Below are 24243 nucleotides of genomic sequence, written 5' to 3' on the forward strand. Positions count from 1 at the left end.
GCGGACGAATCACGCCCATCTCTCCCGCCATCAGCCGGAGTTCATGCCCACCCAAGCCGAACCAAGCGAGCACGTTCGGAAAGCGGATGGCTTCTAAGCCCGCGGCGCTGGGGTCGGCGGGAAGATCCAGCGGGATCTCCCGCACCACCGGCGCGCTTAACGCGGCGGGTTGCATGTCTTCGGGTCCTTTGGTCAGGGGGAGAGTGCACCAGGTTGTGGTGCCGTATTCGCTGACACCCCACTCTTCGGCCAGGCTGTCCAAAAGGAGCAGCCCACGGCCGCTCTCGTCGTAGGGATCAGCGCAGCGGGCAACAGGGCGCAGGGGCGAGCCGTCGTACACCTCGATCATCAGGTGGCCGTCCTGAAGACACATGCGAACGCCGATGTCGAGGCCGAAGGCGTGGCGCAGGGCGTTCGTAGACAACTCGGTGAGCAGTAGCTCTGCGGTTTCTACCAGGTGGGGGCAGCCCCAGTAGGTGAGGCTGGCGCGGACTATCCTGCGCAGCCTTTGCGGCCAGGCCGCCTCTGCGCTGGAGAGGCCTTCGCCGTCTGGGGCGGGCTGACGCTCGATCGACATCGCAAGGCCTTGGTAGACGCCTCGGTGGCGTCTTGGCTCATCCGCAGCGCCGGGGACGCGTCGCAAGGCGCGTTCCGGGTCGGTAAGGGGGGTCGTCATGGTCGGCTCCATGTCGAAAAGGCCATCTGTAAAGTCGCCGTCGTGTCAGTGCGAGCGCGTGAGGCACGGTTGTGGGGAAGCACCGTGTTCTTGCTCTTCGTCGGCCTGCGGGTTGGTGGTTGGCGCTGACATGGCGGTCGGTGTCCGTGCCCTGGGCCGTAAGCACGCTGGTGACGAGAGTGCGAGTGGGGTTCACGGACTCGCGGATGCTGGGCAGCTCGGCGGTGTTACGCGGGGCGCCGATCGCATTCGGTTCGCGGCGGTCGTGTTCATGAGGTCTTTCCCTCCGGCGTGGGGTGGCCCCACCCTGACGGGGGCGGCAGGGCGGGGCTTCCTGCCAGCCGCCGTGCCGAACCCGGCTCGGCGACTGATAGCCAGTCAACGAGCAGCGAGCGGCGGGCAACAGGAAGAGCTGCGGGTTCGTGCTCGCCCGCAAACCGGAAGACTTTGCGTTCCCATGACCTACCGCCTGGGCAGCGGTGTGACGGTGGTACTACGTTCGAAGCATGGGAGTGAACCTCATCCTTCAGCGCCGGATGAAACAACTCGGGCTCACTCAGGAAGAGTTGGCCGCTCAGCTCAACACAGCGCTACAGGAGATCACCGGCCGCCCCGGCGAAGTCTCCTCTCGGACGGTGCGCAACCTGCTCAACGGGTCGAGCCGACGCCCAATCGGACGCACTTGCGCAGCACTTGAGCGTGTGTTCGGCTGCCCCGTGGCGGACTTAGGGTTCAGCGCACCCAGCTCGATGCAATTCCCCCCGGAGGACCCCGTGCGGCGTCGCGACTTCATCGTTTCCACCACCGGAACGGCAGCCGCCGCCGTTCCGATCGTCAAGCAGCTCCGGGCCGTGGGCATGACGGATGTCGCCCGCGCCTCAGCCGCCATGAACGAACTTGTGGAAGCCGACGACCGCCAGGGTGGACACACCTCGTTGGCGACCGCAGCCCTCAACGCGCGCGCCCAAGTACTGCAACTCCAGCAGCAGAATGCCACCGAGCGAGTTCGCCGCGCCCTGTACGCGCTCGCTGCCGAGTTCACCACCATCGCGGCTTGGTCGTGCATTGACCTTCGTGACCTGGACACGGCTCAACAGCACCTGCACGAGGCGACGACGTTCGCAGGTCTCTCCCAGGACCCGCCCACGGGTATGCATGTGTGGATCAACATGGCCATGCTCGCCTACCAGCGGAAGAACTGGCACGAGCAGCTTGCGGCAGCACAGGCGGCCACCGCGACTCCGGCTGCCCGTAGAGATCCGTTCTTCGGCTCCATGGGCCGCGTCCGCCTGGCTCTGGCCCACTCATCGCTGGGAGATCTACGGGCAGCCCAGAGGGCTCTGGGTGCTGCGCAGGACACCCGCGGGAGGGCAGCCGAAATCGAGCGCCCCCGGTGGACCGCGTTCTACGGGCCGGCCGAGCTCAACCATCTCGCAGCGATCATCCTGAACCACAATGGGGAATCCGCCGAAGCCGAGGCGATGGCGCACCGCGCCCTGGCGAAGATCCCGCCGGAGTTCCAGCGCAACCGGGCGTTGGCCACATGCCAGCTCGCTCTGGCACAGCTCCGCCAAGGAGAGCCGGAGCAAGCCACAGCGACCGCAGCCACCGTTTTCACGATCATGGATGGCACTCCACTGCCTGGACGCATGCGCACCCTGATCGGAGACTTCCACCGAGACCTGTTCCGGCTGGCGCCGTCTGCGACGTACGCCCGCGACTGGGCAGACCGCATGCGAGATGAATGGAGTCGAGCGTGACCAGGTTGATCGACCTGCGGCATTACGGACAGGGAAGCCTCCCGGAGGGCTTCAAGCAGATGCTGATCGATGTGCACGCCGACGCCTACGCCGATGCGATGGACAACGAGTTCAATCAGCGATTCCCGTGGTTCGTCGATCACTGGTCGGCCATGGACGGCTTCACCTGCGTCGTCGCCTTCGACGGGGACGAGCCGACCGGCTTCGCGTACGGCGCCCCGCTGCAAAAGGGTCGTGAGTGGTGGCGCTCCACCGAGTTCGAGCCGAACAACGGGTACACAGCGACCTACGCCGTTTCCGAGGTGATGGTGCGCCCGCAGTGGCGGAAGCAGGGCATCTCAGATCGGCTGCACGATGCCCTGCTAAAGGAGCGCAGCGAGGATCTCTCCGTGCTCCTCGTCGACGTGACACACCCGAAGGTGGAGGCTCTGTACGAGACGTGGGGTTACGCAAAGGTGGGCGAGCAGCAGCCGTTCGCCGACTCCCCCGTCTACGCGGTCATGGTGAAGAGGCTGCGCCCTTAAACGGGCTGGGGCTGGTAAGCCCGCATGTTGAGGTGTCGCCTATTCTCTGACGGTTTCCAGCTTGACCACCCTGAGTAGTCGGTGGTGCCTACTGATCACTCTGCGCCGTGGTGACCGGGCTCGTAGGGCGGGATCGTCCAGCGCAGCGTTGTCTGGCCCGTGGGGTCAGGCTGAAGAGTCACGGGATAGACCTGTCCGAAGCGGTGTTCGCCGCGATGTCGCATCGAGTGGTCGCCGCTGTCCCAGTTGATCCCTAGGACGGGGCAGTCAGCGACCTCGATGGCGCCGATCTGAAGCGGGTGGGTCCAACTCGCGCGGTTGAAGCAGTGGAAGTGGGTGTGCTCATCGACTGCGACCATGACGCCCCGGCCCTGTTCGTCGCCTTTCCAGTCGTTGAGGGCGTCGCCGAGCTTCTTGGCGTCATCTATCGGGAGGTCGAGCCACCCTCGCACTTGACCGCTGTGTCGCAAGATCAGGTCTCCGCCGAACTGACGATGGGCGGCCTCCGCGTAGCCTCCCCAGTAGGCGACGTCGGCAAGGCCGTCGGTTGACGGATGGCCGTCTCCGGTCCAGGAGTCCAGGGCAAGCGCGTCACCGAGCACCATGCCGCAACGGTCGACCGGTAGGTCGCCGAGGATGATCGGCTCGCCCCCGGCGGTGCCGGCCCATGGCAGTCCGAGATCGATCTCAAGGACTGCGATGGCTGGTCCTCCGTCGAAGGGCGACGCCGCCGTGTCGGCCCGCACCATCAACGGCCTGTCATCGGCGGCGCGAACCGAGACCATCTCACACATCCCGTCGTGGACGTGTCCGCCGCCGACCGATGCCGCGGCCCTTGCGCGCTCGGATAGCGGTCGGCCCAGCTGCGGCCAGTAGTCGATCCACGACGCCATCCCCAACACGAGGACTCCCGACGGCGCCGTCACGACTCCCAGGTCAATGTCAGTCTCAGCCATCCGGTGATTGAACCCTCCTTCTGCTCTCAGGATCATCCTCCTGAGCTGGACACACCTCCAGGCATCCGCGCGCGAACCCGCCCGCGACGGCGATCTCCGCGTCGAGGAAGTCGCTGGCAGGGCAACCCCCCCCGGACATATGGCGGCCCAGAATCTGGACCGCACGGCTGCTCTCCCCGTCGGTCAGGCGAATGAGATCCACCTTGCTGCCCTTTGCCATTCCGCTCGCAACGTTCACATCGGCTGCCGTCATGATGCACGCACATGAGCACTTGGCCCATCGGGGGCATTGCGTTAGGAGTTCTTGGAGTCATTTACCGTGGTGTGCTGGCGGTGGTGATGGTGGAGTGCTTGCCAGCGCCGCTCGAAGTCGGTGCTTTGGTCGGTGAGGTAGTCGGCGTTGAGGGGTTTGTTGTATTGCGCGGTGATTCCTTGGGCTGCGCATTCTTGGGTGATGGTGTCGAGTGAAGGGTTGTTGCTGTGTTTTCGTTGTTCGGCCCAGATGGTGTAGATGCGAAAGGGCAGGAGGTAGCGGCGCAGGGTGGCTGGGCTGAGGGGTTTGTCACCGCGGCCGCGTAGTCCTTTGCTGGCCAGATGGGTGGAGAGTTCTTCGGCCTCCTGCGTTGAGGTCTGCGAGCGGCCTTTGTTTTGTGTCTGGTATTCCATCCATGCCAGGTAGTAGCGGTCGACGGTGGTCAGGCTGGGGGGCCCGTTCGGTGAGACCTTGTTGATGGCGGCGTTCACGCGCTTGGTGTGCTGTTTGTCGGCGGCCTGTGTGCCGACGCCGGTGGGCGCTGCCTCGCGCTGCCCTTCCGGCAGGGGTTTTGGTGCAGCAGGTTCACCGCGTGTGGCGCCGGCCTCGTGCGAGGCCGGCTCGCGGCTGCCGTGTTCGTGCTCCTGGTATCCGGCAGCGCATGTTGTCAGGTCGTTGCCGGTGATGGGGCGGTCGCCGTCTGCGGGGGTGGAGTGTTGCTCGCGGACGTAGTCGGCCAGGGCGGTTGGTTCCGGATAGGCGCCCTGCTGCTGGTCGGTAGGCCGGGCGCTGCGGCAGGAGTCGTCCCCTTGCCCGGCCGGCACGGATTCTTCGGTGGCGGTGGCGGTGGCGGTGGCGGTGGCGGTGGCGGTGGCGGTGGGGGCGGGCGCTTGTGGGTTGAGCGCGTGACGCGCCTGGAAGACCTGGGGTAGTGGCTGCGCCTGGTCCTCGCGGGTCGGGGCGCCGGTTGGTGTGGAGACGTCGTAGGTGTCGCGGAGCCTGGGGGCCCGCTGGTGCGGGGTCGGCTCAGCCTGGAAGTGGCTGAAGAGAGCCTGGTGCGGCTCAGTGAAGTGCTCAGTGGCTTGCGTGGTCGGCTCGTTGGGATTCTCCGTCCGTTCGGTCCTTGGCGTGACGGGAGCACGGAGCGCTTGTGTCGTGGCGGATTCCAGTTCGGCTGCTGGCTGCTCGTGCTTCTCCGCGGCGTCGGGTGCGGAGCCTTGCGGCTGTGTGGGGGCCAGGGCGCGGTCGACGTTGAACGGGGTCGGCGGTTGTGTGATACCGGCCGCGGCGAGGCCCGCCGGGGCTGTTTCCGCCAGGGGGACGCCGTACTTGGCCAGGCGCAGGGGCATCAGGGACTCCACGGGGGCTTTGCGGCGCCAGGCCCGGCCGTAGCGGGAGCGCAGGCGCGCCTGGTAGACGAGACGTTCCTGCTCGAGCTTGATGACTTGGTCGTAGGAGCGGAGCTCCCAGAGCTTCATGCGGCGCCACAGCAGGAACGTCGGGACCGGGCTGAGCAGCCAGCGGGTCAGCCGGACGCCTTCCATGTGCTTGTCGGCCGTGATGTCCGCGATCCGGCCGATGGCGTGCCGGGCCGCCTCCACCGAGACCACGAACAGGATCGGGATGACCCCGTGCATGCCGACGCCGAGGGGGTCCGGCCAGGCCGCCGCGCCGTTGAAGGCGATCGTCGCCGCCGTCAGCAGCCAGGCCGTCTGGCGCAGGAGTGGGAACGGGATGCGGATCCACGTCAGGAGCAGGTCCAGTGCCAGCAGGACGCAGATGCCCGCGTCGATGCCGATGGGGAAGACGTAACTGAAGTTGCCGAACCCCTTCTGCAGGGCCAGTTCGCGGACGGCGGCGTACGACCCCGCGAAGCCGATGCCGGCGATGATCACGGCGCCGAACACGACCACGCCGATGAGAACGCGATGCGCTCGAGTCAGCTGGGGCATCTCACTTCTCCCCACAGCCACGTCCCATTGCCCCTGTGTCCCCCGCGACTGATCTGCTTTCCAAGACCGCGAGCGTGACTGGCGTCAGCGCTGGTGATCGTTGCGGAGTTGCTCGGGTGGTGCTCATGATCATGCCGGATTGCTGCTGTTGAGGAGCTGGTGGATGAGGGCCTCGGTCTCGGCCTCCAGGGAGCAGTCGAGCGCCTGGTTGACTTGTTGGACGCGTGTGATGGCCGTGTGTAGCCCTTGTCGGTTCCCGGCCGTGTGTTCGAGCCGGATCCAGTCGCGATAGAGCAGTTCCGCAGCATGGTCGACGTCGAGGCCGGTTGCGATGGCTTGGCGGGCTGCGGTGAGGTCGTGGTGAGGACCTGCCGTCGTGCGGTAGGTGGCCACGGTGTGGGCGATGTCGATGATGCGCGTGATCATTTCCTGCTGGTATGGCAAGGCCCAGGGCAGGGGTTTGCCGCCGAACGGCCGGCCCCGCACCAATGTGAGTGCCTTCTCCAGATCGGTCAGGCCGTCCGGCCCCAGTGGCAGGGCATGCTCGGCGAGTTGGAGGAAGCGGGTCCAGTCGCAGCGCACGCCGGGGGAGAGACGGTAAGGACTCTCGCTGGTCTTGCGGCGCGGCACGTAGGGGTCGCCGTCCGGGTCGTTGCCCAAAGAGCGACGCAGCCCCTGCATCCGGGCGTTGAGGGTGCTGATCGACCAAGGGTTGACCGGGTCCATGTCTGAACACAAGGCGTCGGCGCTCCGCCCGGCCCGGAAGAACAACAAGGCGGCGAGTTGCGCCATCCTCGGGCCGTGGCCGGTGTTGTCCACGCCGGTCACCTCGACCGGGCCCAGGACCCGGATCTCCGGCGCGAGCAGGTCCTGCGCCTCGGACTCCTCCTTGCGTTCCTCGGCGGCGTCCTCATGGTCGTCTGCCTCCGCGGCCTCTTCTCTCGTGGTGTCCGCGGTCGCCACGGGCTCGGGGTCCGGGCGCGCAGCTTTGGTGTCTGGGCCTGGCCGGGCGTCAGCCTGAGCCGGCGGCGTGGTGGGCAGGAGATGAAGTGCAGCGGGATCGGAGCTGGCGGCGAGCAGAGCAGGGAACACGTCGCCGCCCACGTCCCCTGATGCTGCCAGCGAAGGGCTCGGGGTAGCGGGCGTGGGTGCGATGGGTTCCTCCGATACGGGAGGATCCGGCTGCTGCACCGTGCCGGGCTCGTCTGGGACGTCTTGCCAGGGGCCTTCGGCCGGGTGGGCCGGCTGCCCGGACACCTTGAGCGCGGTGGTGATCTGCTCGTAGGCGGCGTGCGAAAGGCGCTGCACCGTGATGTCGGCGCCACCGTAGCCGAGGGTTTGCGGCTCGCTGAGCGAGGCGTTGAGGATTTCCGCCTCAGGGAAGTGTGCGGCTGCTGAACTGGCCGGGGCGACCAGGGTGACGGGCACCGTGTGGGACTTGTCGATGACATCGGCGAACTGCCAGGCGGTGTCCGCGTCCAGAGACGACGCGCACAGCAGCAGATATGGCTGATGCTGGGTCTCGGGCATCTGGTGCGCTTCCAGCAGCCGCTCGGACAGATCGCGCAGTGCGTGGGCGGCCTGCCGCATGTGGGCGATCCGCGCGGTGGGCAGCAGCTGCGGCAGGTCCTCACCGAATCCGATCGTCACAACCTCGACATCACTCGCCCACGGGCTCATCCCGAGCTCCAGGGCGAGAGAGGTGCACACCTCGGTGATGTGGACGAAGTTGCCGTCCAGCAGCAGCGCAGGCAACTGCGCGAGGTTGAGCAGCACAAGCTCACCCGCCTCGCTGCTGCCGACCGTGACCAGCCCCGGATACGGGGCCGGCACCTCACGGGCGGCCTCCTCGTCCAGGAGGACCGCATCAGAGGGCACGACCCACCAACCGGCCTGTCCGGAGACGAAGGGCGCCTGCGCCTCCTGGGAGACATCCTCGGGCAGCACCTCCACCGTGCGGGCGCCGATCCGTGCGGCCCGCAACGCCGGTACGAGCGCAGGGTCCTCCGCCTGGGCCGCCCGGCGGGCCAGGGTCCGCAGCGCCACGTCCAGACGCGTGGCGCCGCCCGGCTCCGCGGCGGCCGCCAACTGGGCCTCTGCGGTGGATGTCTCCGACGCGATAGCGATCTTCTCGCCGGGCTTGCGGCGGCGGCGCTGCAGCGTCCTGCGCAGGGCGAGCGCTCCCGTGATGGCGGCGGCCAAGAGCGCGCCGGCGCCGAGCACGGTGCGCAGGGTCAGATGGCCGCTGGCCGGGGCGGTCACCGGGGCCTCGGACGCCGCGGCGGCGGGTGTCGAGGTAGCGGAGCCGGACGGCTCAGCCGAAGGCGAGGCGGCAGAGGGCGAGACACCGGTGCTCGGCCCGGGCGTCACGGAGCCCGACGCGGACGGAGAGGCCTGATCCTGCTTACCGTCCTCGGCGGGGCGGCTCGCCGGAGTACTGGGGGACGACGCTTCTGGTGCGGGCGCAGCAGTGTGACTGGGCGCGGGCGCCTGTTCATCCCCTGCGCTCCCGCCCGGCGTCCGCTCACCATCAGGCCTCTGCGGGACCGGAGGAGTGGTCTCTCGGCTCTCCGACTCACCACCGCGGTCCCTGTCCTGGGGCGGCTGGTCGGCCTGGGCGCCGGGCACAGTGACCTGCTGCCCCGCGTAAATGACGTCGGGGTCGGTGATTTTGGGCAGTTCATGCGGCTGGGGTTTGCCCCAGCTGGCCTCGAACAGCTGCGGCCAGGCCGCGCTGTCGCCGAGCTCTTCCTCCGCGATCTTCGAGAGGTAGTCGCCCGGGTGGACGGTGACGACGTGCCCGTCGTTCTCGTGCTCGGCCGCGGCTTGGTCACCCAGCTGCGTACGAGCGCCGTCCGCTGCCGCGGCCGCGTAGGTGTCGGGCATCCGCAGCTGCCAGCCGGGCTGCAGGAAGCTGTTCGCATGGAAGACCGTGCCGTCGGCCATGGTCCGGCCCGCGTTCAGGTCGGCGATTTCCCGCCACCGTTCGCCGTCTCCCAACTCCCGTTCGGCGATGCTCCACAGGCTCTCGGCGGGCCGCGTCTCGCGCACCGTGTACGACGTGGGGGATGTCGAGGTGCTCGCTGCGGACGCGGGCTGATCGGCTTCGGTGGCTTGCGGGGCCTGCGTCGCCTGGCCGGGGATGAGGGCTCCGGTCGTGGCCGGGGCGGCCTGCGCGTCGGAGGCCAGAGCCGAACTGGTGGGCAGGAGGACCAAGATGCTGCCGACGAGGAGCGCGGCAGCCCGCTGTGAGGAGCCCAGACCGCGCGGGGCGCGCCAGGTGCGGCCATGCAGCTGTGCGATCAGCTCGCGGACGGCGCAGAACGCGAACTGGGCCCACCCGATCCAGCCCACCGCGACGAGCAGCAGCAGGAATACGCCGCCGGTGTCCTGCCGGTCCAGCAGGTGCATGAGGTCGTCGTGGGTGGCAGCCCAGATGACGGGGGTGGCAATGGCCAGCAACAGTGGCAGCCCGGCGACCGCGGCGGCCAGGATGATCGAGCTCAGCACGGCCTTGAGGACCCGGGCCAGGGTGCGGCCGGCCGTCGCGGCGGGGGAGGGGGTGGTGCGCATCAGTTTCCTTCAGGAGCGGTGACGCCATGCAGGAGGGTGGCCTTGCCATGGCCGGTCACCGACAGAGAGCCGATCCCAACGACCGACAGGAACTTCGTGTCGTACGAGCCGGTGACGTTGACGGTGAGGGTCTTGCCGTCGCCGGACACGCTGACCGTGCCGGTGGCGCCGGCGGTGCGCAGGTAGGCCTGGGCGGCGGCAGCCGCGTCCTGCGGACCCACGACGATCGCGTTGCCGCTGATGGCCTCGGCGGGATCGATGGCCTGCCCGCCCGCCCGGGCCGCTTCGCCGGCGACGTAATCGGCGCGCTCCGTGGCACGCATTTTGCTCCCGCCGTCGACGGCGACGCCTATGATCCCGATCAGCGCGATGACGCAGACGGCGACGAACACGGTGATTCCTCCGGCGTCGTCCAGTCGCGTTGGCCGTAGGCCTGCATGACGGAGGATCATCCCTCACCCCGCTGCCGGTACTGGTCCACTACCGAGGTGGCGGTCGACGTGAGCGTCTTCGCTCCGGGAACCCCGGGCAGCAGCAGATCGGAGAGACTGACCGTGCAGGTCACCGTCGCGGTGACTGTCCCGACCTGCCCGACCGGCACGTTCAGACCGCCCGTGTTGATGTGGACGCTGGTGGACGCGCACGTGATGCCCTGGTCGGTCAGGGACTCGGCGGCCGCGGACCGTGCGGCACTCTGGGCGGCCGCAACGGTGCGGTGAATGGAGGCCTCCCGTGCCGCGTCCTCAGCTGCCGCGTCGATCTTTGCTCCGGAGATGACGATGCGTCCGCCAGCGATGGCCATGCAGAGGAACATGAGCAGCGCTGGAAGGACGATGGCAGCCTCGATCGCGGCGCTGCCCTGATCACCGCGGACTCTGCATGCCCATCTGTCCGTGTATCGCACTTGGTTCACTCTCCCGGGACCGTCCAGCGTTCCACCGGGCCGGACGCCGACTGGCTGACCTGTAAGCCCGGCAGGCCCGGGATCATCGACAGGGCCGTGCCGGACACCTCAACCCGCACCCGCTGGCCGTCGCTGCTGGCGGCAACCGTGTAGCCGCGCAGGCTGTCACCAGCGGTCCGGCCCAGCACGTTCCGGGCCTGGGCCGCACCGTCGGCCGGGTTCGCCTCGTAGGCGCGGGCTGCGGTGAGGCCTTCGCGGGCGGCGGTCAGGGCGATCTGCCGCGCGTAGTACCACATGGAGGCCTGGATGACAGTGATCGTGGCGAGCAGCACGAACGGAAAGATGATCGCCATCTGGACGCTGGTGTCCCCGCGGTCGTCGTGCCATCTTCGGCCTTGCCACCAGTCCTTCAGCCGAGGATCCGACATCGGCGACATCACAGGCCGTTGAGTTGGCCGTTGTATTTGGCGATCACGACGGCGATGGTCCCGGCGATCAGGACGGCGCCGGTGACGGCGGCCACCCAGATGATGACGGTGGTGGTGCTGATGTCGCCGCGGTCCGGACGGCGAGCGGCCTCTTTTAAGCCCTCCTGCACGCGGCTGCTCAGGCGCAGGACCGCGCCGTTGGCGCGTGCCCAGCCACGTACGCCCCCGCGTCGGCGGCCCGGCGCGCGGGAGGCGGTGTCGGAGCCGGTGTGCGGGTGCGTGGTCGCGCGGAGTACAGCACGGCGGGTGCGGGCTGCGGTGTGCTTCATGTTCCGTACCTCACAGGAGTGTTGAACGAGTTGTGGGCTTCAGACGGTCAACATGCGGACCACTGCGGGGAAAGCCATCAGCAGCATCACCAAGACGGCCAGGAGGGCCCCGGGTGCGGTCATCTTCTCGCTGGCCGCGTTCGCCTCGGCGGCCTGATCGGCCAGCAGTTCGGCGTTGAGCGCCGCGGTGCGGGCCCGCAGCGCCTTGTAGACGGCTGCGCCGTCGGTAGCGCTGCCGCGCATGATGTCGGCAACGTCGTCCAGGACGGGCAAGTCGTATTCATGGGCGAGTTGCATCAGCGCCTCATAGGGCGGGATCTTCTCCAGCCGGGCCCGTCGCAGTGCGCCCTGCAGATACAGGAAGGGCCAGCCCTCGCCGACCTCGGCGGCCTTCTCCAGGGCCTCGGCTGGGCCGGCGTCGGCGGCCCGCTTGAGCGCGACCAGGTCGAGGTAGGCGGACAGGGCATGCGCGAATTCCTCCCGTGCCCGCTTGGCCTGGTCCCGCACCGCGAGGTCAGGGGTGATGAACAGCAGGGCGGCGATGAGGAGTCCGGCGCCGACGGGCACGTAGAACGGCAGGGAGACGCCGGCGATGATCCACGGGATGGTCGCGATCACAGGGCAGAGCAGGCCGAGACCAGCGAGCGCGGTCTTCTTCAGCATGAACTGGCCCGGGCCCTGCCCGAGCAGGGCCAGGTTCGTGGTTGGGATCCGGATGCCGGGCAGGCGCTCGAGGCGGGCCAGTAGCCACCGGCCCCACCTCTCCTCGCGGTCCAGCTCCGGCTCGGGCATGGTCAGGGCGGCCAGGGCCGTGCGGGCGAGGGCCGGTCCCAAGGCGGGCTGGGGGCGCAGGAGTTCCCGAACCAGCAACGCGCAACCGGCACCGACCGTGCCACCGGTCAAGACGACGGGAAGCAGGTTCATGAGCGGACTCCTTGCGGCTCAGGGCCGGCGACCCGCACGTCCGGCTCCGGCACGGGTGAGGGCAGCCGGACCGTGCTGGAGGGGTCGGTGATCAGGAAGCGGGGGATGCGGCGGAAGGAACCCAGTTGCCGCATCAGGGCCAGGACCCCGATGAACCCGGCGGTCAGGAACGCCAGCACCAGCTGGCCGAGCAGCGTGGAGTAGGGCTTGGTGTAGGAGGGCACGAAGAACCCGGCCACCACGATGCCCACGGTGATGATGGTCATCCACCGCACGGTGGTGCGCGGCTTCGCCCGGTCCGCCTCGATGGCGCGCTTTTTGGCAACCTCTTCGCGGACGGTGCCCGCCACATCCTCCAGCGCCTGGGCCAGGCCCGGGCCGCGGTCGTTGACGGACAGGATGAGCGCGGCGACCACCTTGTCCGAGGTGACGTCGTCGAGTTCCTCGGCGAACGCGCGGAGCGCTGCATCCGGCCGCCACCCCAGCCTGAGCCGGTCGGACAGGTTGACGATCTGCCCGGCGAGCTCCTCAGGTGTCCCCTGACGGCTGGTGATCATTGCCTGTTCCAGGCCCATGCCCAGGCGGAGCAAGCCCGCCAGCCGCTGGGTCCACTCACTCAAGCCCTCCAGCTGGCCGATGCGCTCCTTGGCCATCTGTCCGGGGGTGATCAGCCACGGCACACCGATGACGGCCGCGCCGAGCAGTGCGCTGCCCACGAAGTTTCCCGAGGCCAGCCACACGGCCACGAAGACCGCGGCCGCCAAGACCGCGAGGGTCCGGCGCCGCAGCCGCACGTCCTCGCTCTGCTCCTTGCCGGCGCGCAGGACCTTCCAGCGCTGCCGCAGCGGAGCCCGGCGCGGCGCCGTGGTACCGGCGACACCGGCCGCGACCCCGATCAGCCCGCCGATGACGGCCATCCCGGACAGCAGTCCCCACAGCAGCGTCATCGGCTCACCGCCACCTTCAGAGGCAGCGGCGCCTGCCACGCCCCGTAGGGCTGCTGCAGCAGGGAGGAGTCGAAGCCGACGCGGCGCAGGTCGTCGGTGCAGCCAGGGTCCATCCTCGGCACCGCCCGCAGATCCCCGAACTCGGCTCCGGGGGAGAAGACCGTGTTTGTGGCAGGACGGCCGTTCTCGCCGATCCCGGTGAGCTCCAGGACGTGGGAGACGTAACGGTGGCGGCGGCCGCCGATCCGCGTCTCGTCCGTCATGTCGACGTACACGATGAAGTCCAGGCCGTTGGCGGTCTGCCGGTAGGCGAGCTGCTCGGACAGGTTCTCCTGGGCGAGCGCGTACAACTCGGCGATCCGGTCGAAGATGATGTCCGGGCGGCGGGCGTGGATCGTGCACAGATTGCCGCCCGACCCGTTCGTCAACGCCTGCATCATCGCGACGACTTCGGGCCCGCGGACCTCGCCGACTACGATCCGCTCCAGCGACATCCGCAGCGCCGGATGCATCAGGTCCAGCAGCGTGACCTCACCCGCCCCGCGTCCGGTGGCGTCCTTCTCGCCGTTGGACTCGCGGCCGACCAGGGAAACGACCTGCCGGTGGTATCCGTTGGCATGGGCGAAGAGCTCATCTTCGGTCTGGATGGTGGCGAACCGGCACTCGGGGTCGAACTCCTTGAGCATCGCCCGCATCAGGGTTGTTTTCCCGGCCTTCTGCTTCCCGGCGATCATGATGTTCTTCTCTGCGCGCACGCACGCGCCGAGGAAGTCGCGCAGGATCGGGTCGATCGTGCCCAGCCGTACGAGGTCGTCGAGATCGGCGTGGGAGACCCGGTGCCGGCGGATGACCGCATAGGTCATCGGGCCCAGCCCGGTGATGGCCTGGAGACGGGAGCCGTCCTGCAAAGACAGGGCGAGGGTGGGGTTCGCGGTGGAGATGGTGCGCTCACTGTGCCCGGATCCGCGGGCCAGCTCCCGCAGCAGCTCCAGCAGTTCTTCTTCGGAGTCCGCGATCGGCCCGACCCGGCGGCGTTCGCCGTCGCCGTAGTCGAGCCACACCTCGTGCGGGCCCTGGATGATGATGTCCTCGACCCGCTCATCGTCCAGGTACGGCTGCAGCCGGCCGGCCCGGAAAAGCAGGTCGTACACAGCGCGCCGCAGCGCCTCGTCCTCCTGCGGCGTCATGGCCTGGGCGTCCGACCACAGCGCGACAGCCTCGGAGATCCAGTTCAGGCAGCGCTGCTCTTCACTGGCCATGTCAATGTCGGGCTTGGTCTTCAGCAGTTCCTCGCGCTGCTTGGCGACCTGGGACGCGATGTCCCGGGCAACCTTGTAGTCGACGGTGACCTGAGGAACTGCGGTGCCAAGCGCGTGTGTACTCGCTGCAGCACCGGCGGATGAAGCCGATGTATTCCTCTGGGGCACCCGCGCCAGGGGCGCTGGTGTCACGGTCGGGTCGGGATGCAGGGGCCTACCGTGCATGAGTCACCTCCCCGCCTGCGGCACGCAGACCGCCAGGATCGAGGCGGGCCCGGCGCAAAGCGGCTCGCTGAATCAGCAGCGTGGTGGCCGTGCGGGCGGCCTTCATAAGCGGCGACTTGGTGAAGTGGCGCGGCTGCTCGGCACCGTCGGACAGTACGCGGGCGTCCTTCGGCACGTACGGCAGCGTCGCCACCACCGGCACCTGCAGAACACGCTGCACCTCGCCCGCAGGGTACGGCCCCTCGTCAACCAGCAGGACACTGACGTCGCCAATGCGCTCTTCGAGTGTGCGCACGCGACCCTCGGCAGCCTGCAGACAGCGCAGCGTGTTGCGGACCACGACGAACACCGCGTCAGCCTGCTCCGCCAGAATGCCGGACGGTCCGTACGCCCCTCTCCGGCCGAGATCGATCAGGACATCATGGTCGGCCTGGGCGTCGATGCCGCGGAACATCTGCGCCAGGATCTTCCACACCGATCCCAGACTCGCGGCCTGCGCGGGGTCGGTGATGCCGGGCAGCAGCAGCCGGTCGCGCGGGGACTCCATCTCGCCGTCCTGACTGCTCAGGTCGATCAGCTGGCGCCAGAAGGCGTCGCTGAACTCATTCTTGCGGGCGGCCACCGAGAGGTTGCGCAGCCCGTACCGATCGCCGAGCGAGCCCTGCAGCAGCCCGTGCAGCACGGCCCCGCCGTCCGGGTCGCACTCGGCGAGAATCATCCGTCGGCCCGGGTCCAGGGGCCATGACAGCAGCAGGGCGAGAGCGCTCGTGGTCACGCCGGGCGCACCGCTGCACCCGGCAAGCGCGATCACAGCCATCAGTCGCCATCCGGAGCAGCGAGGACCAGGCGCAGCGTGCCAGCCGACACCCACGCGGCGGCGGTCGGGCCTTCCTCCGCGGTGGTGGCGACGTCGACGACCACGACCCCGGTACCGGGAGCGGCGCTGGAGGCCTTCACAACCCGCCCGTCGATGGTCTCCGGCGGAGTGCTCGAGGATTTGTCGGTGTCCGCCTGGCCCTGGGCCGGGACGTGGACCAGTTGCACCTGCTGGCCCGGCACCAGCGCCGTTGCCGGTACCTGCTCGGGCTTGAGCCCGATCGGCACCAGCTGCTCACCCGCCTTCACCAGCGAGTCCTTCGTCACCTGAGAAGGGGCGAGCAGGGAGCCAGGCTTGAGTTCGACCGCGGCCCGCTTGCCCACGACCGAGTCCAGGTCATTGCCGTGCACCGCCTTGACGGACGGGTCCAGGGCAATGGAGGCCTTGCCCAGGTCGTCTTCGGTCACGACCTGGCCGACCTGGACGTCGCGGACGACGGTCACCACCTCGGTGCGGTTGCCGACCTGCAGCAGCAGGACGGCAACTCCGGCCCCTCCGGCGGCGATCAGCGCCAGCGACAGGGCGATGACACCCGGTCGCCGCCGGCGGGCCGACACCCGCGGGGGAGCAATGGGCCCGGCCCGATGCCCCTGCTGGGGGACGCCGTTCGAGCTGGGTGTACTTGTACGTTCCTGGGTCTTACTCAACGTTCTTTCCTTCCGGCGGCGTTACCTGACGACCTGCAGCTCGCCGATCGCCACCTGCACGAGGGTTTGCCGGATCTCGATGAGCTGGCCACCCTGTCCGCCGCCCTGCCAATCGATCGTCCACGTCGAGGTCGCGGCAACCGGGAACTTGCCGTTCTTGGCGCCGGCTGAGGTCTTCGAATACACGTGACCGCACGTCGGCGACTGCGCCATACCCTCGGAGGCCTGGTAGGGCGTGCCGGGTCCGTTGCACGTCACGCTGGCGCCGTCCCCCATCTCCCACACGATCTTCGACACCTTCGCGGTCGCGGTCACGGTGATCCCGCCCGCCGACGCCGAAGCGGTGTTGGGCCCGTAGGTCGTGGCGCTCTGGTTGACCCACATCCACATCGGAACACCGACCGTGTACCTCCCGGCCGCACGCGGGCTGGCGATGTCCGGTCCACGCAGCAGCATCTTGTCGACGGCCTGCTGAGCGAGGACTGCGGGGTCAACCGCGGCCTGATCCGGCGGTTCTGCCAGCCAGACCGGAGTGATGACGATGTCAGGGTTGTCCGGGTTGCCACCGACGTGGCAGATCTTCTCGTAGATCGCTCCTCCGTCGCCGGGCTCGTGATCTCCCCAAACGGAGCTTCCGGCCGGCGGCTGCGGGTCATACAGCTCGTAGGTGCATTCCGGGCGGCTGGCACCCTGGCCGGACCCCTGCCCGTCACTGACCGGCTCCCCGCTGCCTGATTGGCCATCGCCGCCGGATCCCGGCACTTCGACGCCCACGCAGACGAAGTCGTTCTCGCATCCCTCGGCGCCACCGCTGGGGCCGTCCGCAGCATGAGCAGAAGCCGATAAGCCCGCAACGACCACGGCACCGCTCACCGCCAGGGCGGTCCGTCGAGCTAACACGCCTTCCCCGTCTGCGGCTCGTCCTCTATGACCTTCCACCCGTCGTCCCATCGCTCAAGCGTGGCAATCGTGATGTACTTCGTCAGCCGCTCCGACGGGAGCGGCAGCGGGTCCCCGGTGTCCTTGTCCGTGGCTTTCCACTGCGCCACGTCCAGGCAACTGGTGATGGTTGCGTTGGGGACCTTGCGGTTCAGGTGAACTTCAGCGGCAGGGCTGTTCACGGTGACGGAGCCAGTGAAGACGCGCCCGGCCTTCTTCATGCGCTCGGCATCGTGCTCAGGCCGGCTGAGGGCGGCCAGCGCCGCGTACTTCTTGATGTCGGTTCCCTCCACGCTGGCGGTGGCATAGACCCGTTCCATCTCGCCCCAGTAGGCGCGGTACCGCGCGATCACTTCCGCCTCGGCGGCCTGCGTCGGATCAGCCGATGGAGGCGGTGAGTCCGCCGGTGCTGAGGTTGCCGGATTCGTATCGGAGGCCTTGCCGGTCTCGTCCGACGAACTGCACGCGGCCAGGGCGAGCGCAGCGCACAGCGTGATGGAGGCGACGGCGGTCTTTCGGGAGCGAACAGCGGAGTGATGAACCGGATGTGCGCGACGTTTCACGATGCCTCCCCGTACGGCGCGGTGTGACATGACTGCCAACTGAGCCGCCGACGGACGGCAGTCCAGCTCCGCGGCCTGGTCCAGTTGCGGTGATCCGTTTGCCTAGCGGCGGGGGTGCCGACGACCCGCTGGGACGTGGTCACCGGGAGTCCACGTGCAGGAGGTCAAGTTCCAGGATCCGGGCACTTGTTGTGGACAAGTTCGCCAGGCCCTGGCCTTGGATCTCGTCGGTGATCACCGGCCCCTGGCTGGCACCCAGCGTGGTCTCGCGCTCGTCAGGGACGAGGTGATGACTGCTGCGGTACTGGGGCTTGAGCAGAGCCTCGCGCTTGTGCGCGGCAGGGAAAGCAGCAAGGACACCGCCGTCCGCGGTGCGCAGTGCATACACCCGCGGGTGTGCTGGCGCCTCGGCAAAGAACTGCAGGGTCGCCATCCCGTCGGCCGCACCGTTCTTCTCGCTGTTGTGATGCGCCGTGACCGCCTGCTCCTTCGGTTCAGAAGGGGCTAGCTTCTTGCCCTCGTTGACGCCTCCGGAGATGTATAGGTCCTGGACGGCGGCGGTCAGATCATCAGGAGCGAGCGATCCGACTGGCTTCGTGGGATCCGCGACCTGCGCGAACCCGTCCGCGTCCACGGCCAGCCGGGGAATCGACACCTCGTTGCCGGTGTAGAGGGACATCACCATCTTGTAGGTGCCGCCCACCCTGTCGAAGATCATCAGCGTCGTAGGGCGTTTGCCGTAACTCGACTTCGCCTTCACGGCGAACCATGTCGCCTCTCCCCGCCGGGGGATGAAGTAGGTGCGTTCCTGGTAGAAGAAGGCGGTGCGGTAGGCCTTCTGCTCATCCTTCGGCCAGGTCTTCAGGGTGGCGTAGTCAGCCTTGGACTGCTCGTGGACCTGGCCGCCCTCGACCGTGTGCAGGAGTTCCTCGTCCTGGGCCTTGTTGGCGCGGTTGTTGACTCTCTCGTAGGTGTCCACCACCCGCTTGGTGGCCGCCTGAGTCACCACGCCTCGAGGCATAGAATGCGCGCTCGCCCTGGCGTCGTCGGCGCTCGGCTTGTCCTGGTCCGTGCCCGCCTCGCAAGCGGTGAGCGTGGCAGCGGTCAGACCTAGCGCCAGACTCGTCAAGATGCGCGTATGCCGGGTCCGGGCCGAGTGCTGTCGGGACATCATCAGGCTCTTCGCTCCTCGCGAGGGGTGAACAGGATGGGGGTGCGGGGGCCCGGGCGCGCTCCGGGCCCCCGCCAGGCTGAGGCCGGACCGCTTCGAGGGGTCGTGGTCCGGCACTGTCCGGCATACAGTGGCGCCCCAGCCTGGGTCTGGCCATTGACGATTCGCCTCTGACCGGAGTCCGTGGGCGGACGGCGCGACATGGCCCGCCTTCATCCGCAGCTCGGGCCGCAAGTGACGGGACAGCGCTGCGCGAGCGGGCTCAACGACGCTGCGTGCGCTCCTTCTGCCGCGCGGGCCTGTCGGCCGGCCAGATGACCAGGACGTCGTCGTCGACAGTCACCAGCCGCCTGGGATGACAGGCACGCATGTCTGCGAGCGTGGTCGCGCTGAAGACGCCATGCAAAACGACCGCCGAGCCGATGGCCTCTGCGCGGTGTGTGAGCGGCTGGGAGATGACGTCCAGGAGCACGCAGGTGCCGCGGTGTGACTGCACAGGGCAGGCAAACGCCGCGGTGGCCCGTCGTTCACGCCTTGTCATGTCATCCGTCCTCGCGTGCGGGAGCGGCGGGCGGCCGTCCGCCGAGCGGGACGGTGCCTGGGGGAGGCCACGAGGACAGAGCGTTGGGGGACTCAAGGGGAGTCCGCGGCGTGGCCTGGGTTCCTTCCTCGGGGGCTGTACGCGAGGTGGCAGCGTTGCGGTGTTCGAGGAGGAAGGGCGGCGAGGTTGAGCGGGCGCTCCGGCGGGCCCGGTTGCTGAGCTTGCGAAGGTCACGGCGGGTTTGGTTCAGGCTCCGAGAGAGGGTTTCGATGACCACGGCGGCCTCGGATAATGCGGCCGTGCCAGAGGCGGCGGGCGTCCAAGTCCCGTTCGGGGCGTGCTGCGCGGCGATGGACGCGCAGACGCTCAGCAATTCTGTGATCACTCTGTTGAGCTGGAGGGCATCGCTTTCGGTGAAGGCGGGGGAGGTTGTCGACGGTGTGGTCACTTGGCTCTCCTGTGGTGAGATCGGCCATCGGGCGTGTGATGCCTGGCCGTGGTCCATGCGGGTGCAGGTGGCTGTGGACATGGGTGCTCGTCGGCGGCGGTCGGATCATCTGGAGGCTTCGGCGGATCAGCGACCTGCGCGAACCCGTCCCTGTCCACGGCCAGCCTTCGGCGGCCGGCCGCGAATTCGTGGCCCGTCACCCGCAACTGCGCGCTGGCTTATGCGGGTTAGACATACTCAAGGGGTTGTGAACGTAGATTGCAAGGTACAGAGTTTGCACTATCAGCAGGTTGCAGAAACTGCCGGAAGGGGACGTTGTGGCTCGCGAGAGGTCTGGTAGGACCGTCGCGCACCTGGTTTTAGCCACGCGGCTCAAAACTCTTCGTGAGGCGGCAGGGATGTCCCGGAGCGAGGCCGCCAATGCACTGGGGGCCCACCAAGCGACCGTCCGCCGCATTGAGCAGGCCGAGACATCCCTGGATGAGGGGCAAGTCCACACCCTGCTCACGGCATACGGCGCAGGCCCTGCTGAAATCGAAGCGTTCCTCGGGCAGCTCGCGGTCGCCAACCTCCCGGGGTGGTGGCACCCGTGGCGGTCTGTCATGGACCCCTGGCAGCTGGATCTCATGAGCGTGGAATCCGCGGCCCGGTACATCCGCGTGTGGGAGCCAGCACTTGTTCCCGCCCTGCTGCGCACACCGTCCTACGCCCGCGCTGTCGACGACGTCCGCAGACCCGACCTGTCCGCCGAGGACAGAGACCGGCGGACGGAGCTGCTCGTAGAGCGCCAGAAGCGGTTACGTCATCAGAACACGACTATCTGGGCCATTATGTCCGCCGCGGCGCTGCATACGTTCGTAGGCGACAAGGATGTGATGGCCGAGCAGCGGCAGGCGCTGAGGGCAGCCGTCGAGCGCCCCGATGTGACTCTGCAGATTCACCCTCTCAACGGTCCTTGTCACCCCATGACTGGCATGCCGGCCGTGACCCTGTACCGGGTCGATGTGGAGGACATACCCGACCACGTAGTCCGTGAAGGCGATCCACGCGGAAGCGCTGACGTCTTCAATAGCTTGCACGCGGTGTCGGCCTATCACGTGTTGATGGACCACACCTGCGTCATCGCACCTCATCCCGACAAATCGAAAGAAGTGCTGACATGACCGAACCCACCCGCCCGCATGAGCCGATCGACACGTCCGTCGCCCACAGCGCGCGCGTCTGGAACTACTGGCTGGGCGGAAAAGACCACTACCCGGCCGACCAGGCCGCCGGCGACGCCTACAGCAGCAAGTACCCGCGCATAGTCCCGTTCGCCAAGGAGTCGCGGGACTTTCTTCGGCGCACCACCGCCTTCCTCGCCAAAGCAGGGATCCGGCAGTTCATCGACTTAGGCGCCGGGCTGCCGACCAGCAACAACACCCATGAAGTCGCACAGCGGATCTCGCCCGACTGCCGAGTGGTCTACATAGACCACGACCCGATCGTGCTGCTGCACGTCCATGCCCTGCTCACGAGCACCGCCGAGGGCGCCACCGCCTATGTGCAGGCGGACATGCGGGATACGGACGCCGTCTTAACGGGCGCGGCCAAGACACTGGACATGACCAAGCCGACCGCTCTGGTGATCAACGATGTGCTGGGCCATATCGAAGACTGGGACGAAGCCAAGGGTCTGGTGCGCCGACTGATCGACCAACTTCCCTCGGGCAGCTACCTGTCACTGAGCCACTCCACCGCTGCAGACAAGGAACACCAAGAGGTGCAGGACGAGTACAACAGCAGCGGGGCGATTCCCTACATCTTCCGTGAGCCGTCGGTGGCCGTCGAGCTCTTCGAGGGCACCCAACTGGTCGAACCCGGGTTCACGAGCTGGCCGCGCTGGCGCCCCGACGCGAACACCGGGACTCTCACCGACCGCGCCGGCTGGGGCGGGGTGGCGCGGATCTCATGACGACGGGCAGCGCGGGGCCCGTGCCTGCGCGCCCCGTAAAGGTGACCCGGCAGCAGGTGGTGCGACGACTCACCCGTGCAGCGGCCCACTCGGACGCCCAGCTGATTGCCGAAGCCGCAGCCCTGGCCGAGGGCTGGGTGGTCCTGGCGGACCCCATGGGCGGCGTCGTCTGCAGCACCCCAGACACCGCCGGACCTGAGGGGGTGCGTGCCGCCGCGCACCCCCAGCTTTACCCGCACCTGACGATCCGCAGCATGGCGGGTGCCGTCCTCGTGGTCCGTCCCGGCACGGCAGCGCCCGCCTCCCGCATCGACCTGATCGCGCGGACCTGCGTTGATCTGCTCAGAATGCGGGCGCGGGTCCGTCGAGAGGAGGACACCCACCGCACTGAGCAGAGACTGCACACCGCCGTTTTGCATCTCCTGCTGAGTGGCCAGTCACACCTGGCAACCGAGGTGCTGAGGACCTCCGCCACACATGCCACGGTGTTCCGGCTGGCCGGCCAGTTGGTGCATGCCGCCTATCAGTCACATTGGCGAGCAGTGCAGCCGAGCGTGTCTGCCGAAGCCCACCGCATGCTGGTGTGCCTGGAGGGAGGCGAGTTGGTGGTCGTCGCGCTCCACGGCCTCGACCATGACCGCCACGTAGCGCGCCCCCTCGTCGCGCGCATCGCATACCGACATCAACTGGCAGGCGGCGTCTCAGACCCGTTGCCGCTCGACATGGTCGCCACGGCGTGGGCCGAGGCAGGAAATGCGCGGCGCGGCGCCAGGTCCGGCTGCCTGGCGTCCGCGACCTTCCTGGGGTCGCACGGGCTGCTCCGCGTCGTACCCGCCGAACGGCTCGCCCTTTGGTCCGCTGCAATCCTGAAGCCCCTCAACCGCCAGCAGCGCCGGACACTGGAGGCATACCTGCGGTCGGGGTCCGCTCAGGCCGCCGCAGCAGTGCTCGACGTGTCAGAAGGCACGGTGCGTGCGCGCCTGCGCAGGATCGGCACTCTTCTGGCCGCCGAACTGGACAACCCCACCGTGCAGGCGCAGCTCTTGCTGGCTTTGCGAGCCCCGGCTCCTTCCCGCCGAGTCGGCACATCCGCACGTCTTGGTCCCGATCCCCCGCTGCCCACCAGTCTGCTCGACCCCGACGACGCCCATCACTGGGCCTGCGCCCTCCTCCAACCTCTGGACAAGCCGTTGCGTATCGCCCTTCGCTGTTGGCTCCGCCACCGTGGCCGCACGGCGCCCGCTGCCTCCGAGCTAGGCCTGAGCCGCAGTACGCTCACCAATTGGCTGAGTAAGTGCGGCAGGGCGCTGTCCCTCGACCTGTCGTCCGCGACGGTACGGGCGGAACTCCACCTGGCCGCCGAGACGATCGCGACCCCCGAGGACACCCCGGCCCGGTTGCCGCGGCGAGGAGGCAGAACCTATCGGGGACACCAGTCCTGAGAAGAGAAACGAGCAGCCGGGCAGCGCACGCGCCCGAGGCGGGCGCCCGTCTCTCCCGGTTCCTGGCTGCGGCGATATCCCGCTCGACAGCGCTCAGGCTTCTGGCCCGCCTGCCCTTGCCGGTGGTGCGGGTGCCACGCGTCCTCGGCGTCGATGACTTCGCGCTCAAGCGCCGCCATCGCTACGCGACTGTCCTGATCGATGCCGAAACCGGCGAACGCATCGACGTACTTCCGGGCCGCGGCGCCGGCGTCCCGGAGCGGTGGCTACGCGAGCACCCTGGTGTTGAGGTCGTCTGCCGCGATGGCTCCAGCGCATACGGGGAGGCTGTGCGCCGGGCCCTGCCGACTGCGGTGCAGGTCAGCGACCGCTGGCACCTGTGGCGGAGTAGCGGGAGAGCAGCCTGACCTATTGGTGATGTAGATCACCGTGTCCAGGTGGAACCTGTTGTTCTGGCCTCTGTTTTCACAATGTTCACGGCAGTTACGCTCCGCCTTCACTGATCGATTCCGGGGTGAGGCGGCTTCACCGTGCTGGGGAGCACGGTCGGCTCGCGCCTGGTGTCGATGTCTTTCGTTTCGTGGATTGTGGTCCCCGCGTGCTGCGTGGACTGCTGGGGTGGGAGCTCGAGTGGCTGCTCGACGTGCGCGTTTGTTGTCCGTCACGGTTGCGGGTGCGGTTTTGGCCGGTCTGCTGTCGACGGTGTCGGTGGTGTCGCCTCAGCAGGCGGCGGCCGCGGAGGATGTCACTCCGGTGGTGCCGTCGCAGTCGTTGGGGACCGTGCCCAAGCAGCAGGCGGAGGAGGCGGGCAAGGCCCTGCCCGCGCCGAAGTGGCCGGTGGCCGGTGAGGTGCTGGTGGATCTGTCCCAGGCGGCGCCGGGTGATCCGGGCACGGTGACGCCGGATCCGTCCGTGTCGCCCAGCGGGGCCGCCACGGAGGTCACGGACGTC

Annotated in this window: 23 protein-coding genes and 2 pseudogenes; 6 read left to right on the forward strand and 19 right to left on the reverse strand. The window is 68.3% G+C overall.

All coding sequences use genetic code 11. The features are described from left to right. Window positions 1–577: ATP-binding protein (locus tag ACWD11_RS31835; protein ID WP_451287211.1), on the reverse strand; the 577-nt coding region annotated here is incomplete at its 3' end. Between the two features lie 605 nt (window positions 578–1182). Here ACWD11_RS31835 and ACWD11_RS31840 point away from each other — a divergent pair. After that, entirely contained in the window at window positions 1183–2436 is a 1254-nt protein-coding gene (locus ACWD11_RS31840; RefSeq protein ID WP_451287213.1) for an XRE family transcriptional regulator, read from the forward strand. Then, window positions 2433–2960: a GNAT family N-acetyltransferase gene (locus ACWD11_RS31845; RefSeq protein WP_451287215.1), complete on the forward strand. Its 528-nt coding sequence runs from the start codon at window positions 2433–2435 to the stop codon at window positions 2958–2960. The genes ACWD11_RS31840 and ACWD11_RS31845 overlap by 4 nt, the downstream gene beginning before the upstream one ends. A gap of 95 nt (window positions 2961–3055) precedes the next feature. On the opposite strand, the gene ACWD11_RS31850 is transcribed toward ACWD11_RS31845, so the two are convergent. The 17 genes and pseudogenes from ACWD11_RS31850 to ACWD11_RS31930 all read right to left on the reverse strand — a co-directional run bounded on the left by ACWD11_RS31850 (window position 3056) and on the right by ACWD11_RS31930 (window position 19448). Next, entirely contained in the window at window positions 3056–3916 is an 861-nt protein-coding gene (locus ACWD11_RS31850) for a hypothetical protein (RefSeq protein ID WP_389421395.1), read from the reverse strand. Beyond that, entirely contained in the window at window positions 3909–4169 is a 261-nt protein-coding gene (locus ACWD11_RS31855; protein WP_389421394.1) for a DUF5959 family protein, read from the reverse strand. The genes ACWD11_RS31850 and ACWD11_RS31855 overlap by 8 nt, the downstream gene beginning before the upstream one ends. A 1274-nt stretch (window positions 4170–5443) precedes the next feature. Next, a pseudogene (locus ACWD11_RS31860) lies at window positions 5444–6121 on the reverse strand (DUF2637 domain-containing protein); the annotation flags it as partial. A 129-nt stretch (window positions 6122–6250) separates the two neighbouring features. Beyond that, window positions 6251–9694, reverse strand: coding sequence for a LysM peptidoglycan-binding domain-containing protein (locus ACWD11_RS31865; protein ID WP_451287217.1), 3444 nt, complete (start codon window positions 9692–9694; stop codon window positions 6251–6253). Beyond that, the gene (locus ACWD11_RS31870) at window positions 9694–10146 is read right to left on the reverse strand and encodes a TadE/TadG family type IV pilus assembly protein (protein ID WP_389421392.1); all 453 of its coding nucleotides are present in this window, start codon (window positions 10144–10146) and stop codon (window positions 9694–9696) included. Before ACWD11_RS31870 ends, ACWD11_RS31865 begins: the two co-directional genes overlap by 1 nt. Beyond that, the gene (locus ACWD11_RS31875) at window positions 10143–10607 is read right to left on the reverse strand and encodes a TadE family protein (RefSeq protein ID WP_389421391.1); all 465 of its coding nucleotides are present in this window, start codon (window positions 10605–10607) and stop codon (window positions 10143–10145) included. Before ACWD11_RS31875 ends, ACWD11_RS31870 begins: the two co-directional genes overlap by 4 nt. Next, on the reverse strand, window positions 10604–11026 hold the full coding sequence (locus tag ACWD11_RS31880) for a TadE/TadG family type IV pilus assembly protein (RefSeq protein WP_389421390.1): 423 nt from the start codon (window positions 11024–11026) through the stop codon (window positions 10604–10606). Before ACWD11_RS31880 ends, ACWD11_RS31875 begins: the two co-directional genes overlap by 4 nt. Window positions 11027–11034: 8 nt before the next feature. Further along, window positions 11035–11214, reverse strand: a complete 180-nt coding sequence (locus tag ACWD11_RS31885) for a hypothetical protein (RefSeq protein ID WP_389421397.1) — start codon at window positions 11212–11214, stop codon at window positions 11035–11037. Between the two features lie 180 nt (window positions 11215–11394). Then, on the reverse strand, window positions 11395–12279 hold the full coding sequence (locus ACWD11_RS31890) for a type II secretion system F family protein (RefSeq protein ID WP_389421389.1): 885 nt from the start codon (window positions 12277–12279) through the stop codon (window positions 11395–11397). Continuing rightward, window positions 12276–13226 (reverse strand): type II secretion system F family protein, encoded by a 951-nt coding sequence (locus tag ACWD11_RS31895; protein WP_389421388.1) that lies wholly within the window; start codon window positions 13224–13226, stop codon window positions 12276–12278. Before ACWD11_RS31895 ends, ACWD11_RS31890 begins: the two co-directional genes overlap by 4 nt. After that, on the reverse strand, window positions 13223–14710 hold the full coding sequence (locus ACWD11_RS31900; protein WP_389421387.1) for a CpaF family protein: 1488 nt from the start codon (window positions 14708–14710) through the stop codon (window positions 13223–13225). Before ACWD11_RS31900 ends, ACWD11_RS31895 begins: the two co-directional genes overlap by 4 nt. Beyond that, window positions 14700–15527, reverse strand: coding sequence for a hypothetical protein (locus ACWD11_RS31905; protein WP_451287221.1), 828 nt, complete (start codon window positions 15525–15527; stop codon window positions 14700–14702). Before ACWD11_RS31905 ends, ACWD11_RS31900 begins: the two co-directional genes overlap by 11 nt. Further along, window positions 15527–16234: an SAF domain-containing protein gene (locus tag ACWD11_RS31910; protein ID WP_389421385.1), complete on the reverse strand. Its 708-nt coding sequence runs from the start codon at window positions 16232–16234 to the stop codon at window positions 15527–15529. The genes ACWD11_RS31905 and ACWD11_RS31910 overlap by 1 nt, the downstream gene beginning before the upstream one ends. Before the next feature lie 21 nt (window positions 16235–16255). Next, complete coding sequence (locus ACWD11_RS31915; protein WP_389421384.1) at window positions 16256–17107, reverse strand: ATP/GTP-binding protein; 852 nt, start codon at window positions 17105–17107, stop codon at window positions 16256–16258. Between the two features lie 20 nt (window positions 17108–17127). Beyond that, window positions 17128–17736 carry a hypothetical protein gene (locus ACWD11_RS31920; protein WP_389421383.1) on the reverse strand — a complete coding sequence of 203 codons (609 nt, stop codon included), beginning with the start codon at window positions 17734–17736 and terminating at the stop codon, window positions 17128–17130. A 139-nt stretch (window positions 17737–17875) separates the two neighbouring features. Beyond that, window positions 17876–18910, reverse strand: coding sequence for a hypothetical protein (locus tag ACWD11_RS31925; RefSeq protein WP_451287223.1), 1035 nt, complete (start codon window positions 18908–18910; stop codon window positions 17876–17878). Window positions 18911–19169: 259 nt separating this feature from the next. After that, complete coding sequence (locus tag ACWD11_RS31930; RefSeq protein ID WP_451287225.1) at window positions 19170–19448, reverse strand: hypothetical protein; 279 nt, start codon at window positions 19446–19448, stop codon at window positions 19170–19172. A 765-nt stretch (window positions 19449–20213) separates the two neighbouring features. Between ACWD11_RS31930 and ACWD11_RS31935 the strand changes: the two genes are divergently transcribed. From ACWD11_RS31935 to ACWD11_RS31950, 4 genes and pseudogenes are all read left to right on the forward strand, one after another. After that, on the forward strand, window positions 20214–21059 hold the full coding sequence (locus ACWD11_RS31935; protein WP_451287320.1) for a helix-turn-helix domain-containing protein: 846 nt from the start codon (window positions 20214–20216) through the stop codon (window positions 21057–21059). Beyond that, window positions 21056–21850 carry an SAM-dependent methyltransferase gene (locus tag ACWD11_RS31940; protein ID WP_451287227.1) on the forward strand — a complete coding sequence of 265 codons (795 nt, stop codon included), beginning with the start codon at window positions 21056–21058 and terminating at the stop codon, window positions 21848–21850. The genes ACWD11_RS31935 and ACWD11_RS31940 overlap by 4 nt, the downstream gene beginning before the upstream one ends. Continuing rightward, window positions 21847–23292: a helix-turn-helix domain-containing protein gene (locus ACWD11_RS31945; RefSeq protein ID WP_451287229.1), complete on the forward strand. Its 1446-nt coding sequence runs from the start codon at window positions 21847–21849 to the stop codon at window positions 23290–23292. The genes ACWD11_RS31940 and ACWD11_RS31945 overlap by 4 nt, the downstream gene beginning before the upstream one ends. Before the next feature lie 38 nt (window positions 23293–23330). Continuing rightward, window positions 23331–23681, forward strand: a pseudogene (locus ACWD11_RS31950) (transposase); the annotation flags it as partial. A 330-nt stretch (window positions 23682–24011) separates the two neighbouring features. Here the strand turns inward: ACWD11_RS31950 and ACWD11_RS31955 are convergent. Further along, the gene (locus ACWD11_RS31955; protein ID WP_451287231.1) at window positions 24012–24236 is read right to left on the reverse strand and encodes a hypothetical protein; all 225 of its coding nucleotides are present in this window, start codon (window positions 24234–24236) and stop codon (window positions 24012–24014) included. Between the last annotated feature and the right edge of the window lie 7 nt (window positions 24237–24243).

It is taken from the genome of Streptomyces sp. NPDC002776, from assembly GCF_053592195.1.

Excerpts from the sequence above, each read along its gene's own strand:
- ACWD11_RS31840 (WP_451287213.1), top strand. The coding sequence starts at position 1,183 with ATGGGAGTGAACCTCATCCTTCAGCGCCGGATGAAACAACTCGGGCTC.
- ACWD11_RS31850 (WP_389421395.1), bottom strand. The coding sequence starts at position 3,916 with ATGGCTGAGACTGACATTGACCTGGGAGTCGTGACGGCGCCGTCGGGA.
- ACWD11_RS31855 (WP_389421394.1), bottom strand. The coding sequence starts at position 4,169 with ATGACGGCAGCCGATGTGAACGTTGCGAGCGGAATGGCAAAGGGCAGC.
- ACWD11_RS31865 (WP_451287217.1), bottom strand. The coding sequence starts at position 9,694 with ATGCGCACCACCCCCTCCCCCGCCGCGACGGCCGGCCGCACCCTGGCC.
- ACWD11_RS31870 (WP_389421392.1), bottom strand. The coding sequence starts at position 10,146 with ATGATCCTCCGTCATGCAGGCCTACGGCCAACGCGACTGGACGACGCC.
- ACWD11_RS31880 (WP_389421390.1), bottom strand. The coding sequence starts at position 11,026 with ATGTCGGATCCTCGGCTGAAGGACTGGTGGCAAGGCCGAAGATGGCAC.
- ACWD11_RS31890 (WP_389421389.1), bottom strand. The coding sequence starts at position 12,279 with ATGAACCTGCTTCCCGTCGTCTTGACCGGTGGCACGGTCGGTGCCGGT.
- ACWD11_RS31895 (WP_389421388.1), bottom strand. The coding sequence starts at position 13,226 with ATGACGCTGCTGTGGGGACTGCTGTCCGGGATGGCCGTCATCGGCGGG.
- ACWD11_RS31900 (WP_389421387.1), bottom strand. The coding sequence starts at position 14,710 with ATGCACGGTAGGCCCCTGCATCCCGACCCGACCGTGACACCAGCGCCC.
- ACWD11_RS31905 (WP_451287221.1), bottom strand. The coding sequence starts at position 15,527 with ATGGCTGTGATCGCGCTTGCCGGGTGCAGCGGTGCGCCCGGCGTGACC.
- ACWD11_RS31925 (WP_451287223.1), bottom strand. The coding sequence starts at position 18,910 with ATGATGTCCCGACAGCACTCGGCCCGGACCCGGCATACGCGCATCTTG.
- ACWD11_RS31930 (WP_451287225.1), bottom strand. The coding sequence starts at position 19,448 with ATGACAAGGCGTGAACGACGGGCCACCGCGGCGTTTGCCTGCCCTGTG.
- ACWD11_RS31940 (WP_451287227.1), top strand. The coding sequence starts at position 21,056 with ATGACCGAACCCACCCGCCCGCATGAGCCGATCGACACGTCCGTCGCC.
- ACWD11_RS31945 (WP_451287229.1), top strand. The coding sequence starts at position 21,847 with ATGACGACGGGCAGCGCGGGGCCCGTGCCTGCGCGCCCCGTAAAGGTG.